The sequence below is a fragment of the Rhodococcus sp. NPDC055024 genome, from assembly GCF_053608585.1.
The window spans coordinates 204,718-229,883 of sequence record NZ_JBSGVT010000001.1 but is presented as its reverse complement, the minus strand read 5'-3'; the positions used below and the strand labels follow the sequence as shown (position 1 = coordinate 229,883).

Below are 25,166 nucleotides of genomic sequence, written 5' to 3'. Positions count from 1 at the left end.
CGTGCCCGAAACACCTGCAAGTCACCAGCACGAACCCCACGTCCCGCTGCCCGTCGAGATTCCTGTCACGACGGACATCGCCGACGACGCGATGGACCTGAAAACGCAGATCGTCCGGTTCGTCGCGACGGGTGGGCTGTCGGCGGTCGTGGACTACGGGCTGTACGTGCTGCTCCTGGCGCTCGGCTTGCCGCGCGTCGCCGCAAAATCGCTGAGCTTCGTCGCGGGCACCACGACGGCGTACCTCATTAATCGCCGGTGGACGTTCAAGGCCGAGCCTTCGCGGGCCCGCTTCATCGCAGTAGTTGCGCTGTACGCGGTCACTTTTGCGGTTCAGGTCGGACTCAACGAAGTGATGGTCCATATCTTCGACGAACATTGGTGGCGGACACCGCTGGCGTTCGTCATCGCGCAGGGCACCGCGACGGTCATCAACTTCATCGTTCAGCGGGCAGTGATCTTCAAGATCAAGTAACGGTTCGGGGTGGATTAGCGCATTCGTCCGGTTTCTCGAGAGAGAATCGACCCCATGATCATCGTTCTCGATTCTTCGGCCCTGACCAGGGGTGCACGGTTCGACACCGCAATCGCCGACGCTCGCGCACTCGGACACCGCGTCGTCGTGCCGCGATTGGTCGTACTCGAGGTTGCGAGTCGCTACCGCGAGGAATCGGCGGAGATGATCGCGGCCCTGAGCGTCCAGGCGCGCATGTACGACCGACTGGGATTGCGGCGCGACCTCACGAGGTTTGTCGACGCGGCTCACGACAAGGCCGACGGCTACGTCGACGACGTGATCGAAGACCTCGTGGCGATCGGCGTCGAAGTGGTCGATCCAGTCGACGTTTCGCATCTCGAGGTGGCCGAGAGGGCGATCTCGCTGCGTCGGCCCTATACCGACAAGAAGAAGCGAGACGGTTACCCGGCGACCCTGAACTGGCTGACCGTGCTCGATCTCGCCGACCGGAACCCGGGCGTCGACGTGATCTGGGTCAGCTCCGACGCACGGGCATACGGCGACGGCGAAGACGGGGTCTGGCATGGCGATCTCGCGCGTGAACTGGCGGCGCGCGGTCTTGAATATCGGATCCGGTGGGCGTCGGACATCCCGGTGATCGACGGACCGGTTCAGGTGGAGGAAGTCGCTGAGCCGACCCCCGAGGCCCAGGTTGTTCAGGGTTTTGTGGAGCCGGAAGCGGTGGTTCCCGCAGAGATTCCCGAACCCGTGGCTCCCGCAGAGGTTCCCGAACCCGCGGCACCGGCAGTAGCTCCCGCACCCAAGCCCGTTCAGCGCGCAGCGCGAACGAGAGTTGCGCCTCAGCGCATAGAACCCGCCCCGAAAGCTCAGTCCGGCGGACTGCGCGGTCTGGGCAAGGTCATCGGCGGGCGGAAACGAAAGGTTACGATCGTCGACGATCTCGACGAAGTCGACCTCTTCGGTGCCTGATCGCTTCTAATCTGGACAGATGTCTCTGTTGCCGACTGTCAGTCGTAGGACCGGAACTCGATACGGCAGGCCGAGTATCGAATCGCAGGTCCTCTACAACGCGTGCCGATGGATGCTTCGGCCCGTGGTCGGGATCGCCCCGCTGACGCCTGGCGCCATGCGCCGCGCCGCAGTTCTGGACTCGGCCGCGGGTGTACGCATTCCGTCCGGGATCGATCGGGAGGCGATTCGTTTTCCGGGTTTCGACGGTGAACTCGTCCGCACGGCAGGCTCGACGGCTGATCTGCGCGACGGTGTTGTTCTCTACCTGCACGGCGGCGGGTTCATGTGCTGCGGGCTCAACACGCATCGGCCGGTCGTTGCCGGCATTGCCAAGCGAACCGGCCTTCCGGTCCTGCACATCGCGTATCGGCAGTTGCCGAAGACGAGTATCAACGGGTCCGTCGACGACTGCCTGGATGCGTACCGATGGCTCCTCGAACAGGGAGCCTTGCCGGAAAAGGTTGTCTTCGTGGGCGATTCGGCCGGAGGTTTCCTGGTTTTCGCGACGGCGCTTGCAGCTGTTTCCGCGGGACTCGAGGTTCCCGCCGGCCTTGTCGGGCTCTCGCCGCTCCTTGATCTCGACTGCACTACCAAGTCGGTCCATGCCAACGCTCGACGCGACGTGATCGCCCCGGTGTCGGCATTGATGGCGATCGGAAAGCTTGGCGGCCAGACGAACTCGCCCGTCGACGGCGATCTGGCCGCGCTGCCGCCGTCGTTGCTGATCGCCGCCGAATCCGAGGTGCTCAGAGTCGATTCGGAGGTGATGGCGCAACGGCTCGCCGCCGCGGGGGTGCCGTGCTCGCTGCAGATCTGGAACGGCCAGGTTCACGCGTTTCCCGCCGTCTGGCCTGGCCTGCCGGAGAGCCGGGCGGCGCTACGTGACGTTGCCAGGTTCATTCGCGCCAGGCTGGATGCGGTCCCGCCCCAGGAGTCACGTGCGCAGTGACGCGACAACTGCCCGTGCGAGGGCGTCGGCAGATCCAGGGGCGAACGGCAGAAAGAGTTCGGGCTCGATCAATTCCACTTCCATGAGCAGTGGTTGATCCACCGATCCCACGACGTCCACACGCGCATAAAGCAATTCGCCGGGGCCGCACGGGGCTGCGGCCAGTGCCGCGTCGGCCACCGCGAGTTCGGCGGTGGACGGTTCGTGGCGGTGGTTGGTTCCACCGTGGTATTCCTGAACACGGAAGTCGTTGGCGGCCGGGATCTTCCGGACTGCGTGGGAGTAGCGTCCGCCGATGTAAATGATCGAGCGCTCGCCGGCGACGACGTCCGAGATGAAGGGCTGGACCAATGCGTCGTTGCCACTCTCGAGGATGGAGCTGAGGTGAGCGTGGGCCTGCGCGGACCCGGCGGCAAATTTTCCGACTCCGACAGCGCCGGCGGACACCGCAGGCTTGACGATGACGTCGGCACTCTCGAACGAAGGGAGGGTGAGTGTTTCGCTCTTTCCGGCTGTGATTCCGGCGGTGAGCACAGCGGTGGGGACGATGGGTACGCCGGCCGCGGCAAGTTCGGTCAGGTATCCCTTGTGAGCGTTCCACGTGACGATCGAGAGGGGATTGGCGATCGGAACGGTCAACTGGTCGAGCACGGCAAGAAATTCGCCGAGGCGCTGGGTGTAGTCCCACGTCGATCGGATCAGAACCAGGTCGGCGTCGATGTCGTGGAGGGACGGGCTCGACCACGGCTCCATTGTCGACGCGATGCCGTAGGTGGTGAGAGCTTCCGTGACGAGTTTGCTTTCGACATCCGCCTCGCGGGCGGCGCCGTCACAGGTGAGCATGAGAACCGTGGTCATGCCACGATGCTTTCACGGCTAGCGCCTTTGGAGGCTAGCGAGGTGGCCCCTCGTCGAGGACCAGGGAACCGGTCCCGGGTTGTCCCGTTGCGTCCACCCACGTCAGCGCGACAGTGTCGCCGGGGCGGTGCGAGCTCATCGCCGCATTGAGGTCCGCGGACGACGCGATCCGGCTGCCCCCGAACTCCGTGATGACCGAACCTTTGGTCAGCCCCACTCGTTCGGCCGGCGAATCGAAGCTCACGGCAACAACTTCCGCGCCGGGCGGCATTTCAGCGTGGTCCTTCACCGCGACGCCCAGCACGGGTGTCGGTCCCACGCGCACGGTTTCGGACGATCGGCCACCGAGCACCTGCTCGACGATCGGTAGTGCCGTGTCGATCGGTATCGCGTAGGACTGAGGCGCCGGCGAGGTTTCGGTGCGTTCGGTGACGGCGTTGCCCGCGCTGCTGACGCCGATCAGTTCGCCTACGGCGTTGACCAGCGGGCCACCGGAATCGCCGGGCCGGATGTCCGCGTCCACCTCGATGAGGCCTTTCAACTGGTTTCGCGATCCGTCGGACACGTTGCGGGTGTTGACGGTGACGCCGAGGTTGGTGATGACGCCGGGAGCCGGGACGGGTACTCCGCCTCCTTCGGCATTTCCGATTGCGGTGACGGCATCCCCACGAGCGGCTTCCGCGGATTTGCCGACCACTGCCACCGGCAGATCGGTGGCGCCCGCGAGGCGAAGGACGGCAAGGTCGCTGACGCTGTCGTAGCCGAGGATCTCGGCGTCGTAGATCAGTCCGTTGGACATGCTGACGGCGGTGACGTCCGAGGCTCCGCTGATGACGTGGTGATTCGTGAGCACCACTCCGTCAGGGGAGAGGACGATCCCGGTTCCCGCGGTGGTGGTGAATCCGGCCGGCGCGGTGATGGTGACGATGGTGGGGACCACCCGGGCTGAGAGGTCCTCCGGGGAGAGCGGAACAACCGGCGCGGGCGGGGTGGTCGTGATGACCGTGACGGGGGCGGACTCGATCGTGCCTGGAGTCAGTGGTGGAGCGACCAGCGCGAGACCGCCGAGTCCGGCTGCGAGAACGACGGCCGTCCACAGGCCGCGTCTGCTCGCACGTTTGGTCATCCAGCCGTCCGTCCCGCCGGTGTTTTGCCTTCGAGTATGAAAGGTGAAGATTACCGATTCGGCGAATCTTCGGCCACAAAACCGGGCAACAGGCCGTCTGCGCGGAGCGTCGCCAGGGACGGTGCGGCAGCGTCCTTTGCGGAGAGTTCGTAGGTCAGGGGGTTGCCGTTACGGTCCGTCTTCGGCCATTCGATCGCGAGTTCCGGATCGAAAGGATCGAGGTCGCGGTCCAGGTGGGGGGAGTATTCGATGCTGCACAGGTACATCACTGTCGATCCGTCTTCGAGTGAAAGGATCGCGTGGCCGAGGCCTTCCGCGAGGAATACAGCTCGTCGATCGACGTCGTCGATCACCACCGCGTCCCACTCGCCGAAGGTCGGTGATCCGACGCGTAGGTCTACGACGACGTCGAGGAAGGCACCTTTCACGCAGGTGATGTATTTCGCCTGTCCGGGTGGATTGTCGGTGAAGTGGATCCCGCGGAGGCTGCCGGCTTCGGAAACGGAGCAGTTGGCCTGGGCGAGGTCGAGCGTGCGGCCGGTCGCGGCGGTGAAGGCGGAGCTTTTGAACCATTCGAGAAAGACGCCGCGGTGGTCGCCGAACTGCTTTGGCGTAACTTCCCAAGCCCCGGCGATTTTCAGGGGACGAATTTCCACGTCACCATTCCTTGCCATGCTCGAGCAGTTCGAGTAGATAGTTGCCGTACCCGGATTTGCCCAATGTTTCTGCCTGAGTGCGTAATTGGTCGGAGCTGATGAATCCCTGTCGCCAAGCAACTTCTTCAGGTGAACCGATCTTGAGGCCCTGGCGGTGCTCGATCGTTCGCACGTAGTTCGCAGCTTCGAGCAAGGAATCGGGTGTGCCGGTGTCGAGCCATGCCGTTCCGCGGGGAAGGACATCGACAGAGAGCTTGCCTGCTTCGAGATAGTGCTGGTTGATGTCGCTGATTTCGTATTCGCCACGCGCAGAGGGCTTCAGAGTGCGTGCGATCTCCACGACGTCACTGTCGTAGAAGTAGAGACCGGGGACCGCGTAATTGGATTTCGGTGACGTCGGTTTTTCCTCGATGGACACCGCCCGGCCGGAGTCATCGAATTCGACGACCCCGTAGGCAGTGGGGTTCGACACCCAGTAGGCGAACACCGCGCCACCGTCGATATCGGAGAAACGCCGTAGTTGGGTTCCGAGACCGGGGCCGTAGAAGATGTTGTCGCCGAGGACGAGAGCCACGGATTCGGATCCGATGTGATCCGCGCCGAGGGTGAATGCCGTTGCGAGGCCGTTCGGTTCGTGTTGCACCGCATACGTGAGGTTGACGCCGAATTGTGAGCCGTCGCCGAGAACCCGGCGGAATTGTTCGGCGTCGTGTGGGGTCGTGATGATCAAGATGTCGCGAATGTCGGCGAGCATGAGAGTGGAGAGCGGGTAATAGATCATCGGCTTGTCGTAGACAGGCAAGAGTTGCTTGCTCACTCCGAGGGTGATCGGGTGCAACCGCGACCCGGTGCCACCGGCCAGAATGATTCCGCGCATGCGTGCAGTGTCCTGCACTCCTGCCCGCCGACGCAAACGGACAGAACACGCCCGGCCGCTAAAGTGAGAGTTCGTTCGATGAGCCTGAGGAGATGACGTGCGACTACTGGTCACCGGGGGTGCCGGCTTCATCGGTGCCAATTTCGTTCATCAGACGGTGTCGACTCGTCCTGACGTGCAAGTCACGGTTCTCGACGCTCTGACCTACGCCGGAAATCGCGAGTCCCTGGCGTCAGTTGAGGACCGGATCACGTTCGTTCACGGCGACGTGGCCGACGAGCCACTGGTCGACGATCTTGTCTCGCGCTCCGACGCAGTCGTGCACTTTGCTGCCGAAAGCCACAACGACAATTCTCTCGCCGATCCGGAACCGTTTCTGCGCACCAACGTCATGGGTACGTTTTCGCTCCTGCAGGCAGTGCGTTCGCACGGGGTCCGCTATCACCACATTTCCACCGACGAGGTGTACGGCGACCTCGAACTGGATGATCCGACGAAGTTCACGGAGACGACACCGTACAACCCGTCGAGCCCGTACTCGGCGTCCAAGGCGTCGAGTGATCTGTTCGTGCGCGCCTGGGTGCGCTCGTTCGGGATCGCGGCGACGATCTCCAACTGCTCCAACAATTACGGCCCGTACCAGCATGTGGAGAAGTTCATTCCACGCCAGATCACCAATCTGATCGATGGGGTACGTCCTCGGTTGTACGGGGAAGGTCGCAACGTCCGCGACTGGATTCACGTCGAGGACCACAATCGTGCGGTGTGGGACATCCTCGAGCGCGGGAAGTCAGGTGAGACGTATCTGATCGGCGCTGACGGTGAAACCGACAACCGAACGGTGATTGCGGCTCTGCTCGAAATCTTCGGACACGGGCCGGACGATTTCGACTTCGTCACCGACCGACCCGGGCACGATCTGCGTTACGCGATCGATTCGACTCGGCTCCAGCAGGAACTTGGGTGGAAGCCGCAGTACCGCGATTTCCGAAGCGGATTGGAAGCCACCGTCGAGTGGTATCGCGACAATGAGAAGTGGTGGCGTCCGCAGAAGGCCGGTGTCGAGACGCAGTATTCCGCGTCGGAAAAAGTCGTCGACTGAGCCTCAGGCTTTGGTGGGGTCCGGCACCCGGGAACGCTCGTGCACGAGTGCGTTGCGCAGGACTCGCGATCCCGACAGCGCAGCCACGACGCCGGCAAAGACTTCGCAGAGGGTGAAGAGCAGCCTCGACGCCAGCGCGAGGCCGAGCGCGACACCGGCATCCATGAACGGCGAAAGCGCCGCGACGATGACGGCTTCGCGGACACCGATTCCGGACGGGACGACAAATACGAGGACGCCCGCGCACATCCCGAGGGCGAGCGCGCCGATGCACTGGACGAGGCCACGAATTTCGAAGCCGGCCGAACTCGACGCGAGCAGCCACAACTGGATGCCGTAGAGCACCCAGCTGGCTGCGCACCAGCCCAAAGCGAGGGCGATCTTGTGCATCGTGAGTGGTTTGTGGAGTGGTGTGCGACGGAGCAGTTTCAGTGCGAGGTTCACCAGGCGTGTGAGCACCGGCGGATACGCGCAGAGAAGCGCGATCGGGACCAGGATGATCACGCCGACCGCGGCTACTGTGCTGACCTCGAACAGAGCAGGCAGACCGAAGAGTCCGACGACCAACGCCGAAGTGGTGCTCAAACCCACCGTGACCAGTACCGCGACGAAGCCTGCTGCCCGGGACACGCCGGCGCGCCTGACGAGTTCCGTTTGCAGAACGAATGCCCAGACGCTGCCGGGAAGGTACTTGCCGAGCTGGCCGACCAGATAAGCGCGCGCGGCGTCGAAAGCCGGTATCGGTTGTTCGAGGGCGCCGAGTGCGTGTTGCCAGGCCCGCACTGCGGCAGCCATGCCGAGGAAGATGAACACCGACGAGGCGGCCAGTGTCCACCAGTTCAGCTCGGTGATCGTGTTCTTGACCTCGGACCACTGGGACTTCACCGCGAAGACGATCGCGACGACGATCGCGAGGGTGACGAGCACCTTGAATCCGTTGACGAGAAGACCACGCAGCGCGTTCGGCTGTGCGGCCGGTTCGATGTCTTCGACCGGTTGTTCAGATTCGGGAGAGGTACTCACGCGCCTGCATCCCGCCCGTTCGTCATTTCGCAGACGATACCAACCAGGATTTGCCTCGCTAAACCACGAGCGGTTTGTCGGCGCGTTCCCGCCACCAGGTGAAGGCTTCCGTGAGTGACTCCGGAATGGTCGGTGACGTCCCGAAGCTGCCCGCGGCGTAGACGGCTTCGATCGCAGCGATGTCCTCCTCCGAGATACCAGATCGACTCATCCCGATCCGGTTGACACCATGCAGTGACACCGGGTTGCCGAAGGCCTTGGCGAAGGGTGGAACGTCCTTGACCACGACGGTTCCCATCCCGATCATGGATCCGGAGCCGATGACGCGTCGTTGGTGCGCGACCGTGTGCATCCCCAGGTTGACCCCGTCTCCGACGCTGACGTGCCCGGCGAGCGTCGTACCGGACGACACGACGCATCGGTCACCGATCTGAACGTCGTGCTCGATTCCGACTCTGTTCATCACGAAGCAGTCCTCACCGACTTCGGTGCGCCGTTCGCTGCCCTGGTGGACGGTGCTCAATTCGCGAATCGTCGTTCGAGCACCGATTCGAATTCCCAGACCGGCGCTGACGGACCAGGACGTGGGATGCAGCGCGCCGAGGATCTCGGGGGGAGCTCCCAATACAGTTCCCGCGCCGATCCAGCAGTCGTCGCCGATCTCGAGTGGGCCGGTCAGTACGGCATTCGGCCCGATGGTCACACCGGTCCCGATCAGTACGTCGGGGCCGATCACGGCGGTCGGATGGATGTGGCAGTCGGCTTGTTCAGACATGCGGGTTCCGGAATCCTCTCGAAGTATCGAATCGTGTTTCGATACGCTTCCTGGGTTGTCGGGGTATTTCGTTCCGACGACGGTCGGATGAATCTATCGGAGGTAACTCAGTGATCGCGATATCCAGTATCTCGTTCGGGGAAGAAGTCGAGCGCGAGGTGCTGGACACTCTGCGATCGGGGATCGTCGCGCAGGGACCGAAGGTGAAGCGGCTCGAGGACGAGTTCGCGGCGCTGGTCGGGACGCGACACGCAGTGGCCGTGAACAACGGCACGACCGCATTGATCGCGGCTCTTCAGGTTCAGGATCTTCAGCCCGGCGACGAGGTGCTGACCACGCCGTTCACGTTCGTGGCCACGCTCAATGCGATCCTCGAGGCAGGCGCGACGGCGAGGTTCGCCGATATCTCCGAGTCCGATTTCAATATCGACCCCGCTGTCGCTGCCGATCGAATCGGTGAGCGCACGAAGGTTCTGATGCCGGTTCATCTGTACGGCCAGTCGGCAGACATGGGTGCGTTGATGCCGTTGGCATCGAAGAATGGTCTGACTGTCGTCGAGGATGCCGCTCAAGCTCACGGAGCGACGTTCGAGGGGCGAGGCGCCGGCAGTTTCGGTATGGGTTGCTTCTCGTTCTACGCAACGAAGAACCTCACGACCGCCGAGGGCGGAATGATCACCACCGACGACGACGCAATCGCCGATCGACTTCGTGTCCTGCGCAACCAGGGGATGCGGGCGCGCTACCAGTACGAGATGGTCGGCCAGAACTACCGGATGACCGATCTTCAGGCGAGCTTGGCTCTGCCCCAGATGGCGACCTACATGCAGCAGGTCGAGGCCCGTCGACGCAATGCCGATGCCTTGCGAGTCGGCCTGAAGGATGTCGAAGGACTGATCCTGCCGAGCGAGTTGCCGGGCCGCGGACATGTCTGGCATCAGTTCACGTTGCTGCTGGCCGATGACGCACCGATCACCCGCGATCAGTTGAGCGAACGTCTGGCCGCGCAGGACATCGGTAGCGGCATCTACTACCCGAAGGCCGTCTACGACTACGAGTGCTACCGCGAACATCCGCGCGTCGTCATCGAGGAGACGCCGGTGGCCACTTCGGTGGCATCGCGGTGCCTGAGCATCCCCGTCCACGCTGCGTTGTCCACCGGCGACGTCGATCAGATCATTGCCGCGGTACGCGGCGCCATGGAGGCCTGAAAATGACTGCCAGCAAGCCACGCATCGCCCTTGTCGGATCCGGTCAGATGGGCTCGCTGCATGCGCGGGTCATCGCACAGTCGGCACTGTGTGAGTTGGATCTGCTGATCGAGCCGCGCGAGGAGCAGGGCAAAGCCGTTGCTGCGCGGTTCGATACGCGTTGGGCTGCAGATTTCGACTCGCTCGACGGTATCGACGCCGTGGTGATCGCCGCGGCTACGCCCGCGCACTACGAGCTGGCCGGACGGGTTCTCGATCTGGGTAAGCCTGTCCTGGTGGAGAAGCCGTTGGCCGCGACGTACGAGCAGAGCGTCGACTTGGTCGATCGTTCACGCGCGTCGGGTGTTCCGCTGATGTGTGGACTGCTCGAACGTTTCAATCCCGCTGTCCGCACCGCCCGCGAGTTCTCCGGCGATGTGTGGCAGGTGAACGGTATCCGCCACTCTCCGTTCGTTTCCCGCATTCCGACAGGTGTCGCGACGGACCTGCTGATCCACGATATCGACCTTGCCATCGGATTTTCCGGTTCGGAACCCAGTCTGGCAAAAGGGGAGTTCGGCTACTTCCATCCGACGTCCGTGCAGAATCGGTCGGAAGATTGCGCCGACGCCGTACTGCGGTTCGGATCAGGTGCTGTTGCAACGATTTCCGCGAGCCGAATCAGTCAGCGCAAGATTCGCCAGCTGTCGTTGCTCGAGGCCGATCGACTCATCGAGATCGACCTCTTGCGTCGCGATATCACGATCTACCGGCACATCGACGACAACATGCCTACCGATCGGGACGGCTACCAGCAGCAGACGGTCATCGAAATTCCGACGATTCGTTACAGCGAGGAACCGCTCGCCGCGCAGCTGACGCATTTCCTCGGATTGGTACAGGGCACCGGTGACGCAGACGGTGAGCGGGCGTCGATTCTGCCCGCTCACCGCGCGGTTCACGAGGTGACGGAATCTGCGTTGGCTGCGGCGTTGTCGTCCTGACCGCTGCGTCGGCGTCGGAAGGCCCAGGCTCCTTGCGACAGCGCCAGGAGTAGTCCGACGCCGGCGACAGTCCATCCGAAAGTGCTTCCAGGCGGACTGAATTCGATGGTGAGGGCAGATCCGGACGGGGCACTCGGCGGTAGATCGACCTGCAACAACCCGCCGGGGCTCGCCTTCGTTTCGACCGTCTGACCATCTACGGTCGCGCTCCAGCCCGGCCATGCCAGCAAGGCGAATGTCACCGTGCCGGAACCGGTGTACTCGACGGTTTCTCGGGTGTCCGTAGCGGCAGAATCGCCGCGCACGTCGAGACCCGGTGTCGTTGCGGATATGCGACCGTCGGGCCACTGATGTTCGGTGGTGCGATGGCCGACGGTAACCACCCGATCCGGCGATACAGTCCAGTCGCCCTCGGGTAGGGCGTCGAGGGCGCGTTTTCCACCGTACGGTCCGGAATTCTGAACCACGACCGTATCGATACGCATCGCGTCGAGCCAGGACACACCGGTGCCCGGTGATTCGGCGAGCAGTCGGTCGACACCGTCCGGACATTGGACGCCGCCGTAGTAGTTCAGGCACAGCGCTTGGACGAAGTCGTTGTAGCTGATTCCGGCGTAGCTGTTGACGGCATTGACGCCGGCCGGCTGCCAGGCGCTGCCGAACAGAAGGTCACCCCACTGCCCGGTTTCGTTGTCCGGCGGGATGTTGACGGGGTCGGCGATCGCGAAAGTGGTTCCCTGGTAACGATCCTCGAACTTGGATTCCAGGAACGCCACCTGCCTGGGGAACTTCCACGGTGTCACGTTGTAGTTTCCGGTGAACCAGAAATTGGTCTGTGCGCTGAGCACGACGACGATACCGACAGCAAGGGCACCGGCGAGGTAGCGGGGTTTGCGGTATGCCACAACCAACGCGAGAACTGTCAGAATCACAGTGATGATCAGTGACGCCGAGTGAATGCCGATATCTTCCGGGACATTCGACCAGGCAAGATAGAACTGAAGTGCCAACAATCCCGCGGTGATGATTGCTCTCGTCTGGATTCGGTCACGATGTAGTCCGGCGGAGAGGGCGACCGCCGTGACCACGATGGCAGGCAGTTGACCGTACTCGAGCAGGCGCGCCGGCCAACGAAACAGCCAAAGATTCGACGGTCCGAGAAGCAGGACGACGTAAATTCCGCCGAAGACGAAGAGCGAGACGCTGTGGCGGCCCAACTTCTTCAGTGCCTTCCACTGAATCCACGGTGCGAGCGGTATGAGGAACCAAGCCAGGTACACCAGCGGAATCGTCATGGCGGGCGAAGCGAAAGCGGTGACGTACGGCTGGTTCGACGGACCGGAGAGGTTGAGCAGATCACCGAGATCAGGTCGAAGCGAACCGTCGTTTGCGATTCCGGACTGGGTACGCACCGACACGCCGGTGGTGAACAGCAATGGTAGGTAGACGATCAGCGACATCATGATGATCGCTGCCGCGCTGATCATCAATGATTTGATGCTGCCTGCGCGTTTGACGGCGATGCATTCCGCTATGACTGCGAGGTAGACGACCGCGACACCGACTGCGCCGTACGGGTTGCCGGTGGTCATCGCGAGATACCCGAAAACGATCGGTACCAGGGGATTCACCCGGCCGAGGGCGCTGGCGCGGGTGGACCACCAGACGTGGGGGATCCACGCGAAGGCGATCAGCCCGGACGCCCAACTGGAGGCGTCGAAATAGAGCGTGTATCCGGCGAACGGCATGGCAAAGCCGGCGATGAAGGCCATCGATCGATTGGCGCCGTACTGGCGGGCCACCAGGTAGACGCCCACCGCGAGTATCGCCATGAACTGCATTTTGACCAGGGTGATTCCGATTCCCAGGTTCGGAATGAGTGCAATGGCAACCGAATCCAGAAGGATCACGGGATTGTATGTCCCGTAAAGGGCTTCGGCGGTGACGTTGCCACCGGCCCATAATTCGGGAATGAGCGTCGGCCACGAACCGGACAGGATTCGCTCGCCGATCGTGTGCCAACCAGGCGTGAAAGCTGCTGCGCTGTCGTCCCAGTAGTAGAACCACCGGTTGGAGATCAAGGGGATGGCGGCCACGATCGACACCAGAGCGGCGAGAAGAATTGGCGGCACCACGCGTTGTGCGAGCGATAAGTCAGATTTCACGATGTGCTTTCGTCTTCGAGTCGATGGCTGTTGTCAGAGCCTGGGTCGTGCTCTTTTTCTCGGAGCCTGGGCTGCGCCTTGTTTCTCGGAGCGTAGTATTCCGACGAGTTCGAACTGCAGTCGGGGAAGTAAGGAGATCGGGACGTGGCGACATCGCGGACGGAACCCGTTCGTGGGGAATCAGCTACGCCGGAACTCTCGGTGATCATCCCCGCATACAACTCAGGCGAGGTGCTGGAGTCGACGGTGCGTCAATTCGCCGAGTACTTCACCAGCCGCCCGGCCGAGAGCATCAGGCAAGTCGAGATCATCGTCGTGGAGAACGGTTCGACAGACAACACCGCTGACGTATGTGCTGCTCTGGCCGCTTCCTGGTCGTGGCCGGGAGTGACCTTCCTTCCGATGAGCAGCGATAAAGGAATGGGTGCGGCGCTTCGCGCCGGGACACTTGCTTCTCGTGGACGGCGTGTGTTGCTCACTGCGGACGATCTTCCGTTCGGTTTCGGTGACATCGAGGGCGCCGACCGCGTGATGGCGGATCTAGGGTCCGTTCCGCCCGTGGTCATCGGTTCGAAGGCCCATTCGGAATCAGAGGTGGAACGTGGTCTGCTGCGTTCGGTGATGACGGGTGGATTCGCGACGCTGCGACGGGTCGTGCTGGGCACTCGCACGGGCGATCCTCAGGGAACTTTCATCGTCGACGGCGTTTTGCTGCGTCGAATCGCACCCTCGTTGACCGAGCGTGGTTTCCTCTTCACCACCGAATTGGACTACGCGCTCGAATTGGCCGGGGTGCGCCCGGTCGAGGTCCCGATCCGACTCAGTGACGATCATCTGGCACATGCAAGCCGTATCTCGCCGAAGGACGTGATCCAGATGGCAAAGGGTTTGTTGTCGCTTCGCCGACGAAAGACCGAGCTGCGGGCCGCGGCCGCAGCGAGTGATCGCGAGTAATCAGGGGTCGACCTGGTGTGACTCGGTGCCCGGGGCGCCGAGGTGCGGATTCGCGATACCCTGCGGGGCGTGGATACCGTGAACACGACCGATGACCAGTCCGATTCCGGAGTCGAGTTGATCGAACGAAGCGCGACATCGGATCGTCTGTTGGCGCAGCGCACGTTGTTCACCGGAACTTCCCCTGTCGCCAGTGACGAACTGTATGCGGTGACCAAGGTCGGAATGTCGACGCGATCGCGATTCGAGTTGCGGCTTCAGCCCGGGGCCGTCGCACACACCAACACCTTCTTCGGTCGATTTCCGGCCAGCTACTGGCAGCGCTGGACCAACGTCACCGAGGTGACCGTCACCGCGCATGTCGTGGCCGATACCGCTTGTCGCATTCAAATCCAGGCCTCGGACATCGGTGGTCACCGCCGGATCGTGACGAACGTCGTCGTGACCGGCGACGAGCGAGTGTCCATGACCGCCCCGCTCGATACCTTCGTCGACGGCGGCGCGCTGTGGCTGCAGTTCGAAGCGCAGGGTGGCGGCGCTGTGGTCGACGACGTGGAATGGACCGTCGCCTCCCCGGAGTCGATTCGCCCGGTAGCCGTGGCGATCTGCACGTTCAATCGTGCCGACGACTGCGCTCGCACGGTCGAGGCCCTCGCGTCCGACGAGCGTGTACTCGCGTTGCTCGACGCTCTGTACGTAGTCGACCAGGGAACGGATCCGGTCGAGAGCCGTGAGCTGTTCCAGGAAGTGTCGAAGAAGTTCGGTTCGCGGTTGCAGTATCTGCGGCAGGCGAACCTGGGTGGTGCGGGCGGGTTCACGCGGGGCTTGTACGAGGCTTCGGCGGCCGGACCGCACGCCGACGTGATCTTGATGGACGACGACATTCTGTGCGAGCCCGAATCGGTTCTTCGATTGAGCGCGTTCGCGAACATGACGACGGAGCCGGCTTTGATCGGCGCCCAGATGCTCTTTCTGTTCAACCCCGACTTCCTGTTGGCTTCGGGTGAACGCGTCGATCTGGGCACCCTGCAGCGTGGTGTACCGACCGACGAGCACGGCGTTCGCAACCGGAGTGTGCTCGAGGAGCTACCGGAACGTCGCGTGGATGCCGAATACAACGGTTGGTGGTCTTGCCTGATCCCTGCCGAGGCCATCGAGCGGATCGGATTGCCACTGCCGGTTTTCTTCCAGTGGGACGACGTCGAGTACAGCTTGCGGGCCGGGCGGGCCGGGATTCCCACCATTACGTTGCCTTCGGCTGCTGTGTGGCATGCGGACTTCTACTGGAAGGACGTCGACGGTTTTGCGCACTACTTCAGTACGCGCAACGGACTCATCACCGCTTCGCTCGACCCGGGGTTTGCGCCCAAAACTCTCGCGAAGCAACTCTCTCGCGACATTTCGCATTCGATCGTCGGGTTGCAGTACGGCCTTGCACACACGCAACTCCGGGCGATCGAGGGATTTCTCGAGGGGCCGGAAGGTTTGGCGGACGGTGGCCAGGAGGCGCTTGCCGCGATCAACCAGGAACGTAAGCGCTTCCCCGAGACGGTAACTCGCCCGGCGTCGGAGTTGCCGGGAAGGCTGCCGATCCGTCGCGTTGCGCCCAGCCCGAAACCCGGTTTGTGGACAGACCTGGTTCTCGCGAAACGTGCTGTGATGCAGGCACGCAATCATCTGGAGCGGGGTCCGGTGGCGATCTCGTACGAGGATGCGCAGTGGTGGCACGTCGGACGTTTCGATCATGTCTTCGTCACGGATGCTTCGCAGGGAGGCGTGCGTGAACGCCGCTTCGACAGCGAGAAGGCCGCCGAGATGAGCGGCCGCCTCGCCGGCGTGATGAAGAGGTTCCTCGCCGAAGCGCCAAGTGTTGCCGAGGCATTCGCCCGGGAGTTCCCGCAGCTCACCAGCCGCGAGAACTGGGCCCGTCTGTACGAGAAGTGATCCTCAGCTGGTGATCTCGACAATGACCTGCTCGTTGTCGACGGTGTACCCGAGGTATTCGAACGAGATGCCGGTGCGTGTGACGAACTCCGTCCACGCCCGGTACTCGTGCTGCTGCCACCCGGGATAGTTGAAGAATTCGTCGAAGACGACGATCGACCCGGGTACCAGGCGGTCGCCGAGGAGATCGAGCACCGTCTTGGTGGACGAGTAGAGATCGGCGTCGAGGTGCAGGAACGCAACGGGGCCGGGTTCGTCGTTCAGGAACGAGGGCAGGGTGTCCTCGAAGAGGCCCGGAACAAGTTGCGCTCCAGGTACTTCGGGGACCGATTCCTGAGCGAATTCGCCGACCGGAAACCCGGTGCGCCACGTTTCCGGAAGACCGGAGAACACGTCGAAACCCGCGACGGTTCCCTCACGTTCGGTGAATGCCTCCGCGACGATTTTGAGTGTGGTTCCGCTGGCAACGCCGAATTCGAGTGCCATGCCGGGTATTTCGATCAAGCCCAATGCGTGGCGCAGCGTGTCGTGCGGGTGGCCGAATGTCTCGGCGACTCGAAGGTGTTCGAGGATGAACTCGGCGGTCGATGCCGTCGCTTGCAGGTCCACGGCGTAGGCCAGATCCCGTCGCTGACGAAATTCCAGTTCGTCGATCCTGGACCGGAGGCCCGCGATGTCACCGCGGGCCACGGCCAGTTCGTCACGTGAGAGCGTCAGCGCATCGAGGATCTGTTGCGTGCGATCTGCGTTGTGCCGGTCGGCGGCCTCGACCACCTCGGATACCGCACGCTGAAGCTTGGTCCTGGCGCTGGAACGGAACTGCTCGAACATGGCAACCTCTCGTCGGGATCACCCCCATGCTGCCAGGCTTTGTTCGCTACCGGTCCCGACCGCGGTAGTGACTCTTGAGTTGTCGGGAGATCACCTTGATCTCCCGCGTCCTCTCTGCCTGCAGACGAGCATCGCTTCGCGCGGCATTCCACGCGTTCTCTCGCTGTAGTTTCCGGTAGCTCGCGAGTCTCCGCTCATCGATATCGCCACGCCCGAGTGCGCCCAGGACTGCACATCCCGGTTCGGAGTTGTGTGCGCAATCGGAGAACCGGCACTCTGCAATCAGCTCCTCGATCTCGGGGAACGCCTTGTCGATCCCCTCCTCCGCGTTCCACATCCCGACCCCTCGCAGACCGGGTGTGTCGATCAGTGTCCGGCCGCCGGAGAAGGCGATCAACTCTCTGGTGACGGTGGTGTGGCGTCCCTTTCCGTCGCCGGCCCGAACGCGACCGGTCTCGAGTCGGTTGTTTCCGGCGGATTCTGTGAGGAGCGCGGTGTCGGCGAGGAGGGCGTTCGCGAGCGTCGACTTACCGGCGCCGGATGGACCGAGTATCGCCACGGTGCCGTCCAGAACTGCATCGAGAACTTCCATTCCTTCGTAGGTCTCGGCACTGACAGCCAGCACTGTCGCGCCGGGCGCAATGGCGGAGACTTCGGCGAGAGTGTCGGAGATATAGTGAGCTGCATCGGATTTGGTGAGTGCAACGACAGGTGTTGCGCCGCTCTCCCAGGCGAGTGCGAGTAGTCGCTCGATGCGCCCGAGATCGACGTCGCCGTCCGAAGCCGTGGCGATGACGACGGTATCGACATTGGCCGCCAGAATCTGGCCTTCCGATTTTCCGGATGCCGAGGATCGAACGATGCTGCTCGATCGGGGGAGTATCGAAGTGACCGTGTGCATCTCGGGTTCGCGTGAGTCCCGTACCTCGGCCACGGCGACCCAGTCACCCGTGCACAGTTGGCCGGTACACCGCGGATCGCTGCCGCTGAGTGCGCGAACTGTGCCTTCGGCGACGGCCACGTCACACCGTCCGCGGTCGACGCGAAGAACGCGCCCGGGTGCGGAGTCCGGTGGGGCCAGGGCAGTGAATTTATTCGAGAGTGTTGCGTTCCAACCGTATTCGGTCAGGGTCGTGCTGTTTTCCGACATGGTGAGTGTGTCCTCGAGTACGAAGAAGTGTGAATGTTGACGGTGCTGAAACTGCGGAACACGACAGTCATCGATACTCACTCCTCGAAAATCTCAGGACGCACCATGCGTCGGAACAGAATCGTCTCAGCCGCAGACGCGACCGTGCAACTGAATTAACTCAGGACGACTGACTTAACTCGGACGTTCGAACTTTTCTTCTCGGCCGAGCTTGCGCAATCGCATCCACTCGCGCAGTCCGGCAGGATCGCGGCGAGTGATCAGGAAGTACCAGCCGAACCGAACCCATTCCTGCGGAAGCAGTTTCCGCATTCCCGGTTGGGCGAGGATGTATCCACGGTTGCGGTAGGTGAAGTAGCGCTTCGTGTCGTTGTCGGGATACTGCGTGTGCATGCGTCCGCCGAGGATCGGCTTGAACTCGTCCGCGCCGTTGGGGTGGACGTAAGCAGTTTGCAGGCAGGTGCCGAACTTCAGTCCGGAGCGCACGAGGCGACGGTGTACCTCGACCTCGTCGCCGCGGACGAACAGGCGTAGATCCGGAACTCCGACGGCATCGATCGCGTCGGCGGTGAACAGTGCGCCGTTGAAGAGGGACGCGATACCGGGCAGGAGATCCTCGTCGCCGAGTTCGGAACGCAACCGGCGCCACGACGTACCGCGGCGAAGTGGGAAAGCGAGGCGGTCGGGGTTGTCGATGTCGCAGACGACGGGGGAGACCTCGGCCAGGTCGTTCCGAATTGCACAGTCGAGCAGTGTTTCCAGGACTTCGGGGCCCTCCGGGCGCCCGTCGTCGTCGGCGAGCCAGACGCGATCGGCACCGAGCGAAAGTGCGTAGAGAATGCCCAGAGCAAATCCTCCGGCACCGCCGAGGTTGTGCTGCGAACCGATGTAACTGGTCGGCAGTGGAGCGTTGTCGACGAGCTCTTTCACATCGGATTCGTCGGCATTGTCGACGACAACCAGATGATCGAGCGGGCGCGACTGGGTGCTGAGAACCTTCAAGGATTCGGCCAGCAGTTCACGACGCTTGTGCGTGACGACGACCCCGATGATTTTCTCGGGTGCGCTCACGGGGTGTTCTCCCGTTCCATTTCCTTGATCACGTGGCGCACATGTTCGGCGGCGTCGTCACCTTCGTAGGCGCGCACAACGTCTTCGATGTCGCCTTGCATGCGGATCTGGCCGTGGTCGATCCACATCGCGCTGTTGCACAGCTGAGCGAGAAATTCGTTGGAGTGGCTGGCGAATACCAGGATGCCGGAGCGTTCCACCAGCTTCTGTAGCCGGATGCGAGCCTTCTTCATGAATTCGGCGTCGACAGCCCCGATGCCCTCGTCGAGAAGCAGGATCTCAGGATCGATACTGGTCACGACGCCCATGGCAACGCGAACGCGCATACCGGTGGAGTACGTGCGCAGCGGCATGGAGAGGTATTCACCGAGTTCGGTGAAGTCGGCGATCTCATCCATCTTCGCGAGCATCTGCTTGCGGGTCTGACCGAGAAACAGGCCACGGATGATGATGTTCTCGTAGCCGGAGATCTCCGGGTCCATGCCGACACCGAGGTCGAAGACGGGTGCGACGCGTCCGCGAATAGTGGCGGATCCCCGGGTGGGTTCGTAGATTCCGGAGAGCAGGCGCAGCAGGGTGGATTTGCCGGCGCCGTTGTGGCCGACGAGCCCGATGCGGTCGCCTTCCTTGAGCGTCATCGTGATGTCGCGGAGCGCTTCGACGACAACGACGTCGGAGTCGTTGCGGCCGATGGATCCTCCAGCCTTGCCGAGGAAGGCCTTCTTGAGCGAACGGGATTTCGCGTCGAAGATCGGGAAGTCGACGCACGCGTTCTGCGTGTGGATGCTGACTGGCTGACTCATGTGTTTCCTCTAAACCCAGTAGGGCACGCGTGCCCGGTACTTGCGGAGTGCCAGGATCGCGACGGCCCAGCCGACGACGGTGAAGGCGATGACGATGTACCAGTGGTAGGCCTGCTGGTCGGCTCCGATGAGTGGTGCTCGGATGATCTCGAGGTAGTGGTACAGCGGGTTGAGTTCGGCGAGCCGGACTCTCTCGCTGGCTTGCCCGCCCTGATCCTTGAGAGCCTGCGTCGTCCACATGATCGGTGTCAGCACGAAGAGCAGCAGGGTGAGGCTGCCGAGGATGGGGGCGATGTCGCGGTACCGGGTGGAGAAGATGCCGAAGACGATCGACACCCACAGCGTGTTAGCGACGATCAGCACGAATGCCGGTATGGCCGCGAGAGCTGTCCAGCTCATGTTCTGCCAGATACTGAACGCGAACAGAAGAACTATGTAGATCGCGAAGTTGTGCGCGAAGAACAGCACCTGTCGCCAGACCAGGCGATACACATGCACACTCAACGCCGACGGCAACTGCTTGATCAGGCCCTCGTTGGCGATGAAGACCTCGGAGCCTTCGAGGATGCTTGCACTGATCAGGTTCCACACGATCAGCCCGACCGTGACGTACGGCAGGAACTCCTTGAGCGGAATGTTCAGCAACGCGGAGTACAGAAGACCCATCGCGGCGGCCTGAACGCCGGTGGCGATCGTGATCCAGAACGGTCCGATCACCGACCGGCGGTAGCGCTGTTTGATGTCCTGCCAGCCGAGGCTGAGCCACAACTCACGCTGATTCAGACCGTCGCGAAGGTCTTTGAACGCACGACGGAACGTCTGGGAGTCGGACACGGGCGCGGGTGCGCCCGGCGTCTCGGATTCGATTGCGGATGCTGACACGGAGGTCGAGCCTACCGGCCTGGCGTCGGAGCCGGTTTTCCCGCGGACTTCGTGGTGGTCCGGGTTACAGATACTGGCCGGTTCCTGGGCTCTGTTGGTCCGGATGTGCAGGTGAATGCGGAGCCCCGATGCTCATCCCGGGAGGCAGTGCGCCCTGACGCATTTGTTCGAGCTGAGCGCGCGCTGCCATCTGCTGGGCGAACAGTGCGGTTTGAATTCCGTGGAACAGTCCTTCCAGCCAGCCGACGAGTTGGGCCTGTGCGATGCGCAGTTCGGCGTCGGAGGGAATGGAGTCGTCGGTGAATGGGAGGCTCAGTCGCTCGAGTTCCTCACGGAGTTCGGGTGCCAGGCCCTGTTCCAGTTCTCGGATGGACGACGTGTGGATGTCCTTGAGGCGCTTACGGCTGGCGTCGTCGAGCGGCGCGGCGCGCACTTCCTCCAACAGTTGTTTGATCATCGTGCCGATTCGCATGACCTTGGCCGGCTGCTCGACCATCTCGGCGACGGACTCGGCTTCTGATTCCGCGCCTTCGGCCGTGCCGGAGGCGCCGGCCTCTGCCTCGGCCACCGGCATTGCGACGGGTCGACCGTCGGGTCCGATAACGAGTACCTGCTCTTTGTCGGGGTTCGTCATGCTTCCATCTTGTCGTGTGTGGGCGACAAACGCCGCTTAACCCCCGAAAAGTTAGCTATAGAATAACTGTACTGGCGGGTAATTGGGTGACTGCCTTCGACTAAGCGGGCGTCTGCACCTAGAGTGTCGAGCATGGCTTACGACGTTGCCCGCGTACGGGGGTTGATTCCCTCACTCGGTGACGGCTGGATCCACCTCGATCCGCAGGCCGGAATGCAGATCCCGGACGCCGTCTCGCGGACGGTCTCCACTGCGTTCCGTGCCTCTGCGTCTTCTTCCTCCGGTCGCCACGTCTCGAACCGTCGTAGTGCTGCCATTCTCGAGAGTGCGCGCACCGCGGTCGCCGATCTGGTCGGCGGAGATCCGGCGGGAGTCGTTCTCGGATCAGACCGAGCGGTGTTGTTGGCTTGGCTCGCCGAGTCGCTCAGTTCGCGGTTGGGCCTCGGAACCGGTCTCGTACTCTCGCGCCTCGACGAAGAGGCGAACGTCGCGCCCTGGCTTCGTGTGGCCAGTCGCTACGGCGCTCAGGTGCGATGGGCCGAGGTCGAAATCGAAACGTGTGAGCTCCCGAGTTGGCAGTTCAACGATCTCATCACCTCGACTACTCGCTTGGTGGCCTTGACGGCCGCATCACCGGTCGTCGGTTCGGCTCCGAACGTCCGCGCCGCAGCTGATCGTCTGCACGAATTCGGTGGGCTGATGGTGGTCGACGCCGTCGGTGCAGCGCCATATGCGCATGTGGACATGGCTGATCTCGGAGCGGACATCGTCGCCGTCAGTGCGCCGTCGTGGGGCGGTCCACAAGTCGGTGCGCTCGTGTTCCGAGATCCCGGACTGCTCGACAGAATTCCGGCTGTGTCGCTCAACCCGTACGCGCGTGGCGCCGAGCGACTCGAGGTGGGCGGTCATCAGTTCGCGCTGCTGTCCGGTCTCACGTCGTCGATCGATTTCCTGGCGGGCTTGGACGAATCGGCAACGGGAACCAGGCGTGAGCGCCTCGAAACCTCGATCAGCTCGCTGCAGGACTATCAGGACGGTCTGTTCGATCACCTCATGCGTTCTCTCGCGGCGCTGCCCAACGTGATGGTGATCGGCGGCGCACCCACGCGGGTGCCGACGCTCAGCTTCACGCTCGAGGGCATGGCGGCAGACAAGGTCGCCGCGCATCTGGCCGACAAGCGCATCGCGACGGTCAGCGGCACGCACGGCGGTTCCAGGCTGCTCGACGCACTCGGAGTCAACGACGAAGGTGGCGCGGTCACCGTCGGCCTTGCGCCGTACACGACGCGGTACGAGATCAATCAGCTGGTCGCCGAACTCGGCGCCCTGGGCTGATCGACCTCGCTCGGCTCACTTCACGGTGAGGATGACCTTGCCTACGGTTTCCGGCGAATCCAGCAATTGATGAGCTAATGGCGCCTCGGTGATCGGTAGTTCGGTCGACACGATCGGTTGAACCGATCCGTCTGCGATCAGCGGCCACAGCTTCGCGCAGACGTCGGCGACAATGTCCGCTTTACCGCCGGGGCCGGTGAGCGGACGACCGCGCAGGCCTGTGGACGTGATGTTTCCGCGCTTGCCCATCAGCTTGGCGATGTCGACCTCGCCCTTGCGGCCACCCTGCATTCCGATGATCACGACGTGGCCGTCCATGGCGAGTGCGTCGACGTTGCGTCCGAGGTACGACGCTCCCATGTTGTCCAGAACCACGTCGGCGCCGTGGTTGTCGGTGGCTTCGGCGAGTGATGCTACGAAGTCGCTGTCGCGGTAGTTGATCAGAATGTCCGCGCCCAATTCGCGGCAGCGGTTCAATTTTTCCTCCGAACCCGCGGTAACTGCGACGCGGGCGCCGAGGGCTTTGCCGACCTGGATGGCGTGGGTGCCGATTCCGCCGCCACCGCCATGGACGAGGAGGACCTGTCCGCGTCGTAGACCTCCGCGCATCACGACGTTGGACCACACCGTGCACGCAACTTCCGGCAACGACGCTGCGACGCGGAGATCGACGCCCGCGGGAACCGGGAGAAGCTGTGTTGCCGGGACCGCGACCTTCTCGGCGTATCCACCGCCGGCCAGCAACGCGCAGACTTCGTCGCCGACGGACCAACCGGTGACGTCTTCGCCGAGTTCGGTGATCACACCCGAGCATTCGAGACCGAGGATGTCACTTGCGCCGGGCGGCGGCGGGTAGAAGCCTTGACGTTGGAGCAGGTCGGCGCGGTTGACCGCGGTCGCGGCGACCTCGACGAGTACGTGCCCGCGAGGTAGTTCGGGATCGGGCTGCTGCGCCCATTTCATGACCTCGGGACCGCCGGGCTGATCGATCGTTATGGCGTACATGGATACGACGCTAGCGAATCTCCCCGCTGACGGGTGTTTTGCCGCTACCGTCGCGGACGTGACTTACTTCGGGAACATGCAGAACGAGATCTATCTGACGGGACTGAGCGGCGCGAAGCCGGCTTTGCCGATGACTGCGGCGGGCTTGGAAGATGCCGCGCGCGAGCAACTCTCACCGGAGGCTTTCGGGTATATCGCCGGTAGCGCGTCGACCGAACGGACCGCGGTGTCGAATCTGCGGGCGTTCGACAAGCATGCGATCGTGCCGCGGATGTTGCGGGGGACTGCGGCGCCCGACGCACGCGACCTGAGTGTCGAGGTGTTGGGGACGCGATTGGCTGCACCGATCCTGACGGCTCCGGTGGGCGTGCTCGGCTTGGTCCACGACGACGCCGAGGTTGCGGTCGGTTCGGTCACCGCCGAGTTGGGGATCGGATCGATTCTCTCGACGGCGGCATCCTCGACCATCGAAGACGTAGCGGCGGCCTCCGGCGAGAACTGGTGGTACCAGCTGTACTGGCCGGCCGACGACGAACTTGCCGAGTCGTTTGTCCGCCGAGCGGAGACGGCGGGCGCGAAGGCTATCGTCCTGACTGCCGACACTCCCGGTATGGGTTGGCGTCCAAGGGATCTCGAACTCGGTCACCTTCCGTTCCTGCAGGCGAAAGGTATTGCCAACTACCTGTCGGATCCGGTGTTCCGCGCCAAACTGGCGACGCCGCCCGAGGAGAGCGCAGAAGCCCTGCAAATCGCGGTTCTGACGTGGGTGTCGTTGTTCGGTAACCATGCGGTGCGGATCGCGGATATCGCGAAACTTCGCCAGTGGACGACACTTCCGATCGCGGTGAAGGGAATTGTCCATCCCGACGACGCACGTGAGGCCGTCGCGGCCGGAGCCAGCGGCATTGTCGTGAGCAATCATGGTGGGCGTCAGGTCGACGGGTCGATTTCGGCACTCGATGCTCTCGGTCCCGTCGCTGACGCGGTGGGGGATGAGGTGGACATCCTGATGGACTCCGGAATTCGTTGTGGCGCAGACGTAATCAAGGCTCTGGCCTTGGGTGCCGACGCAGTGCTGTACGGGCGGCCGTGGGTGTACGGGTTGGGATTGGCCGGAGCGGACGGAGTGCGTCATGCATTGCGCAGTCTCCTGGCCGACCTGGATCTCACCATGGGACTGGCGGGGCTGGCATCGGTCGCGGAAATCGATCGCTCGATCCTCATGTCCAATTCGTGACTTTAGGGTGAGTCTTACTGTGACGGGCGGACACAGGTCTAAACTTGGAACCTGTGACAGCTGAAGCGACAACCGAGGAGACATCGCAGGCGGCGCACGGTGAGAC

The 25,166-nt window shown here is 63.0% G+C and carries 24 protein-coding genes; 10 read left to right on the top strand and 14 right to left on the bottom strand.

Going from position 1 to position 25,166, the window contains the following annotated elements; genetic code table 11:
- The first annotated feature begins 1 nt into the window (after position 1).
- The 3 genes from ACWF6P_RS01110 to ACWF6P_RS01100 are packed head-to-tail and all read left to right on the top strand — an operon-like array spanning position 2 to position 2,438.
- The gene (locus ACWF6P_RS01110) at positions 2-475 is read left to right on the top strand and encodes a GtrA family protein (protein ID WP_378540775.1); all 474 of its coding nucleotides are present in this window, start codon (positions 2-4) and stop codon (positions 473-475) included.
- A gap of 54 nt (positions 476-529) precedes the next feature.
- Positions 530-1,447 (top strand): PIN domain-containing protein, encoded by a 918-nt coding sequence (locus ACWF6P_RS01105; RefSeq protein WP_452619660.1) that lies wholly within the window; start codon positions 530-532, stop codon positions 1,445-1,447.
- Between the two features lie 19 nt (positions 1,448-1,466).
- Positions 1,467-2,438 carry an alpha/beta hydrolase gene (locus ACWF6P_RS01100; protein WP_452619659.1) on the top strand — a complete coding sequence of 324 codons (972 nt, stop codon included), beginning with the start codon at positions 1,467-1,469 and terminating at the stop codon, positions 2,436-2,438.
- On the opposite strand, the gene ACWF6P_RS01095 is transcribed toward ACWF6P_RS01100, so the two are convergent.
- From ACWF6P_RS01095 to rfbA, 4 genes are read right to left on the bottom strand one after another with little or no spacing between them, the layout of a single operon-like run.
- Positions 2,424-3,296, bottom strand: coding sequence for an ATP-grasp domain-containing protein (locus ACWF6P_RS01095; protein WP_452619658.1), 873 nt, complete (start codon positions 3,294-3,296; stop codon positions 2,424-2,426). The two genes, ACWF6P_RS01100 and ACWF6P_RS01095, sit on opposite strands and share 15 nt — an antisense overlap.
- 34 nt (positions 3,297-3,330) lie before the next feature.
- A complete protein-coding gene (locus ACWF6P_RS01090; RefSeq protein WP_452619657.1) occupies positions 3,331-4,422 on the bottom strand; it encodes a S1C family serine protease in 1,092 nt (363 codons plus the stop codon).
- A 50-nt stretch (positions 4,423-4,472) separates the two neighbouring features.
- Positions 4,473-5,078: a dTDP-4-dehydrorhamnose 3,5-epimerase family protein gene (locus ACWF6P_RS01085; protein WP_452619656.1), complete on the bottom strand. Its 606-nt coding sequence runs from the start codon at positions 5,076-5,078 to the stop codon at positions 4,473-4,475.
- A gap of 1 nt (position 5,079) precedes the next feature.
- Entirely contained in the window at positions 5,080-5,955 is an 876-nt protein-coding gene (gene rfbA, locus ACWF6P_RS01080; RefSeq protein ID WP_452619655.1) for a glucose-1-phosphate thymidylyltransferase RfbA, read from the bottom strand.
- A 97-nt stretch (positions 5,956-6,052) separates the two neighbouring features.
- Between rfbA and rfbB the strand changes: the two genes are divergently transcribed.
- On the top strand, positions 6,053-7,057 hold the full coding sequence (rfbB, locus tag ACWF6P_RS01075; RefSeq protein ID WP_452619654.1) for a dTDP-glucose 4,6-dehydratase: 1,005 nt from the start codon (positions 6,053-6,055) through the stop codon (positions 7,055-7,057).
- A gap of 3 nt (positions 7,058-7,060) precedes the next feature.
- Here rfbB and ACWF6P_RS01070 read toward each other — a convergent pair whose 3' ends face one another.
- Entirely contained in the window at positions 7,061-8,041 is a 981-nt protein-coding gene (locus ACWF6P_RS01070) for a lysylphosphatidylglycerol synthase transmembrane domain-containing protein (RefSeq protein ID WP_452620425.1), read from the bottom strand.
- Positions 8,042-8,138: 97 nt separating this feature from the next.
- Positions 8,139-8,855 carry a DapH/DapD/GlmU-related protein gene (locus ACWF6P_RS01065; protein WP_452619653.1) on the bottom strand — a complete coding sequence of 239 codons (717 nt, stop codon included), beginning with the start codon at positions 8,853-8,855 and terminating at the stop codon, positions 8,139-8,141.
- 110 nt (positions 8,856-8,965) lie between these two features.
- Here ACWF6P_RS01065 and ACWF6P_RS01060 point away from each other — a divergent pair, with 110 nt between their 5' ends.
- Both ACWF6P_RS01060 and ACWF6P_RS01055 read left to right on the top strand, forming a co-directional pair.
- Positions 8,966-10,066 carry a DegT/DnrJ/EryC1/StrS family aminotransferase gene (locus tag ACWF6P_RS01060; protein WP_452619652.1) on the top strand — a complete coding sequence of 367 codons (1,101 nt, stop codon included), beginning with the start codon at positions 8,966-8,968 and terminating at the stop codon, positions 10,064-10,066.
- A gap of 2 nt (positions 10,067-10,068) precedes the next feature.
- Positions 10,069-11,049 (top strand): Gfo/Idh/MocA family protein, encoded by a 981-nt coding sequence (locus ACWF6P_RS01055; RefSeq protein WP_452619651.1) that lies wholly within the window; start codon positions 10,069-10,071, stop codon positions 11,047-11,049.
- Here ACWF6P_RS01055 and ACWF6P_RS01050 read toward each other — a convergent pair.
- Complete coding sequence (locus ACWF6P_RS01050; protein WP_452619650.1) at positions 11,004-13,214, bottom strand: hypothetical protein; 2,211 nt, start codon at positions 13,212-13,214, stop codon at positions 11,004-11,006. The two genes, ACWF6P_RS01055 and ACWF6P_RS01050, sit on opposite strands and share 46 nt — an antisense overlap.
- Before the next feature lie 144 nt (positions 13,215-13,358).
- On the opposite strand from ACWF6P_RS01050, the gene ACWF6P_RS01045 reads away from it, so the two are divergent.
- Together ACWF6P_RS01045 and ACWF6P_RS01040 are read left to right on the top strand one after the other, a co-directional pair.
- Positions 13,359-14,168: a glycosyltransferase gene (locus ACWF6P_RS01045; RefSeq protein WP_452619649.1), complete on the top strand. Its 810-nt coding sequence runs from the start codon at positions 13,359-13,361 to the stop codon at positions 14,166-14,168.
- A gap of 78 nt (positions 14,169-14,246) precedes the next feature.
- Positions 14,247-16,112, top strand: a complete 1,866-nt coding sequence (locus ACWF6P_RS01040; protein ID WP_452620424.1) for a glycosyltransferase — start codon at positions 14,247-14,249, stop codon at positions 16,110-16,112.
- Between the two features lie 3 nt (positions 16,113-16,115).
- Here the strand turns inward: ACWF6P_RS01040 and ACWF6P_RS01035 are convergent, their stop codons facing one another.
- The 6 genes from ACWF6P_RS01035 to ACWF6P_RS01010 all read right to left on the bottom strand — a co-directional run bounded on the left by ACWF6P_RS01035 (position 16,116) and on the right by ACWF6P_RS01010 (position 21,483).
- Positions 16,116-16,943 carry a TylF/MycF/NovP-related O-methyltransferase gene (locus tag ACWF6P_RS01035; protein ID WP_452619648.1) on the bottom strand — a complete coding sequence of 276 codons (828 nt, stop codon included), beginning with the start codon at positions 16,941-16,943 and terminating at the stop codon, positions 16,116-16,118.
- A gap of 46 nt (positions 16,944-16,989) precedes the next feature.
- Positions 16,990-18,093 carry a ribosome small subunit-dependent GTPase A gene (gene rsgA / locus ACWF6P_RS01030; RefSeq protein WP_452619647.1) on the bottom strand — a complete coding sequence of 368 codons (1,104 nt, stop codon included), beginning with the start codon at positions 18,091-18,093 and terminating at the stop codon, positions 16,990-16,992.
- Between the two features lie 174 nt (positions 18,094-18,267).
- A complete protein-coding gene (gene glfT1 / locus ACWF6P_RS01025) occupies positions 18,268-19,164 on the bottom strand; it encodes a galactofuranosyltransferase GlfT1 (RefSeq protein ID WP_452619646.1) in 897 nt (298 codons plus the stop codon).
- Complete coding sequence (gene wzt, locus ACWF6P_RS01020) at positions 19,161-19,967, bottom strand: galactan export ABC transporter ATP-binding subunit Wzt/RfbE (RefSeq protein ID WP_452619645.1); 807 nt, start codon at positions 19,965-19,967, stop codon at positions 19,161-19,163. The genes glfT1 and wzt overlap by 4 nt, the downstream gene beginning before the upstream one ends.
- A 9-nt stretch (positions 19,968-19,976) precedes the next feature.
- Entirely contained in the window at positions 19,977-20,849 is an 873-nt protein-coding gene (wzm, locus tag ACWF6P_RS01015; protein WP_452619644.1) for a galactan export ABC transporter permease subunit Wzm/RfbD, read from the bottom strand.
- A gap of 64 nt (positions 20,850-20,913) precedes the next feature.
- The gene (locus ACWF6P_RS01010; protein ID WP_452619643.1) at positions 20,914-21,483 is read right to left on the bottom strand and encodes a bacterial proteasome activator family protein; all 570 of its coding nucleotides are present in this window, start codon (positions 21,481-21,483) and stop codon (positions 20,914-20,916) included.
- Between the two features lie 132 nt (positions 21,484-21,615).
- Here ACWF6P_RS01010 and ACWF6P_RS01005 point away from each other — a divergent pair, with 132 nt between their 5' ends.
- Complete coding sequence (locus ACWF6P_RS01005) at positions 21,616-22,818, top strand: cysteine desulfurase-like protein (protein WP_007731767.1); 1,203 nt, start codon at positions 21,616-21,618, stop codon at positions 22,816-22,818.
- Between the two features lie 15 nt (positions 22,819-22,833).
- Here ACWF6P_RS01005 and ACWF6P_RS01000 read toward each other — a convergent pair whose 3' ends face one another.
- Positions 22,834-23,823, bottom strand: coding sequence for an NAD(P)H-quinone oxidoreductase (locus ACWF6P_RS01000; RefSeq protein WP_452619642.1), 990 nt, complete (start codon positions 23,821-23,823; stop codon positions 22,834-22,836).
- Here ACWF6P_RS01000 and ACWF6P_RS00995 point away from each other — a divergent pair.
- Complete coding sequence (locus ACWF6P_RS00995) at positions 23,822-25,060, top strand: lactate 2-monooxygenase (RefSeq protein ID WP_452619641.1); 1,239 nt, start codon at positions 23,822-23,824, stop codon at positions 25,058-25,060. The genes ACWF6P_RS01000 and ACWF6P_RS00995 overlap by 2 nt on opposite strands.
- Positions 25,061-25,166 lie beyond the last annotated feature (106 nt).

Bases quoted from the DNA above. Each gene is read 5' to 3' on its own strand.
- rfbA (WP_452619655.1), bottom strand. From the start codon at position 5,955: ATGCGCGGAATCATTCTGGCCGGTGGCACCGGGTCGCGGTTGCACCCG.
- ACWF6P_RS00995 (WP_452619641.1), top strand. From the start codon at position 23,822: ATGGATACGACGCTAGCGAATCTCCCCGCTGACGGGTGTTTTGCCGCT.
- ACWF6P_RS01005 (WP_007731767.1), top strand. From the start codon at position 21,616: ATGGCTTACGACGTTGCCCGCGTACGGGGGTTGATTCCCTCACTCGGT.
- ACWF6P_RS01035 (WP_452619648.1), bottom strand. From the start codon at position 16,943: ATGTTCGAGCAGTTCCGTTCCAGCGCCAGGACCAAGCTTCAGCGTGCG.
- ACWF6P_RS01010 (WP_452619643.1), bottom strand. From the start codon at position 21,483: ATGACGAACCCCGACAAAGAGCAGGTACTCGTTATCGGACCCGACGGT.
- ACWF6P_RS01065 (WP_452619653.1), bottom strand. From the start codon at position 8,855: ATGTCTGAACAAGCCGACTGCCACATCCATCCGACCGCCGTGATCGGC.
- ACWF6P_RS01100 (WP_452619659.1), top strand. From the start codon at position 1,467: ATGTCTCTGTTGCCGACTGTCAGTCGTAGGACCGGAACTCGATACGGC.
- ACWF6P_RS01090 (WP_452619657.1), bottom strand. From the start codon at position 4,422: ATGACCAAACGTGCGAGCAGACGCGGCCTGTGGACGGCCGTCGTTCTC.
- ACWF6P_RS01055 (WP_452619651.1), top strand. From the start codon at position 10,069: ATGACTGCCAGCAAGCCACGCATCGCCCTTGTCGGATCCGGTCAGATG.
- ACWF6P_RS01000 (WP_452619642.1), bottom strand. From the start codon at position 23,823: ATGTACGCCATAACGATCGATCAGCCCGGCGGTCCCGAGGTCATGAAA.
- ACWF6P_RS01105 (WP_452619660.1), top strand. From the start codon at position 530: ATGATCATCGTTCTCGATTCTTCGGCCCTGACCAGGGGTGCACGGTTC.
- rsgA (WP_452619647.1), bottom strand. From the start codon at position 18,093: ATGTCGGAAAACAGCACGACCCTGACCGAATACGGTTGGAACGCAACA.
- wzt (WP_452619645.1), bottom strand. From the start codon at position 19,967: ATGAGTCAGCCAGTCAGCATCCACACGCAGAACGCGTGCGTCGACTTC.
- ACWF6P_RS01095 (WP_452619658.1), bottom strand. From the start codon at position 3,296: ATGACCACGGTTCTCATGCTCACCTGTGACGGCGCCGCCCGCGAGGCG.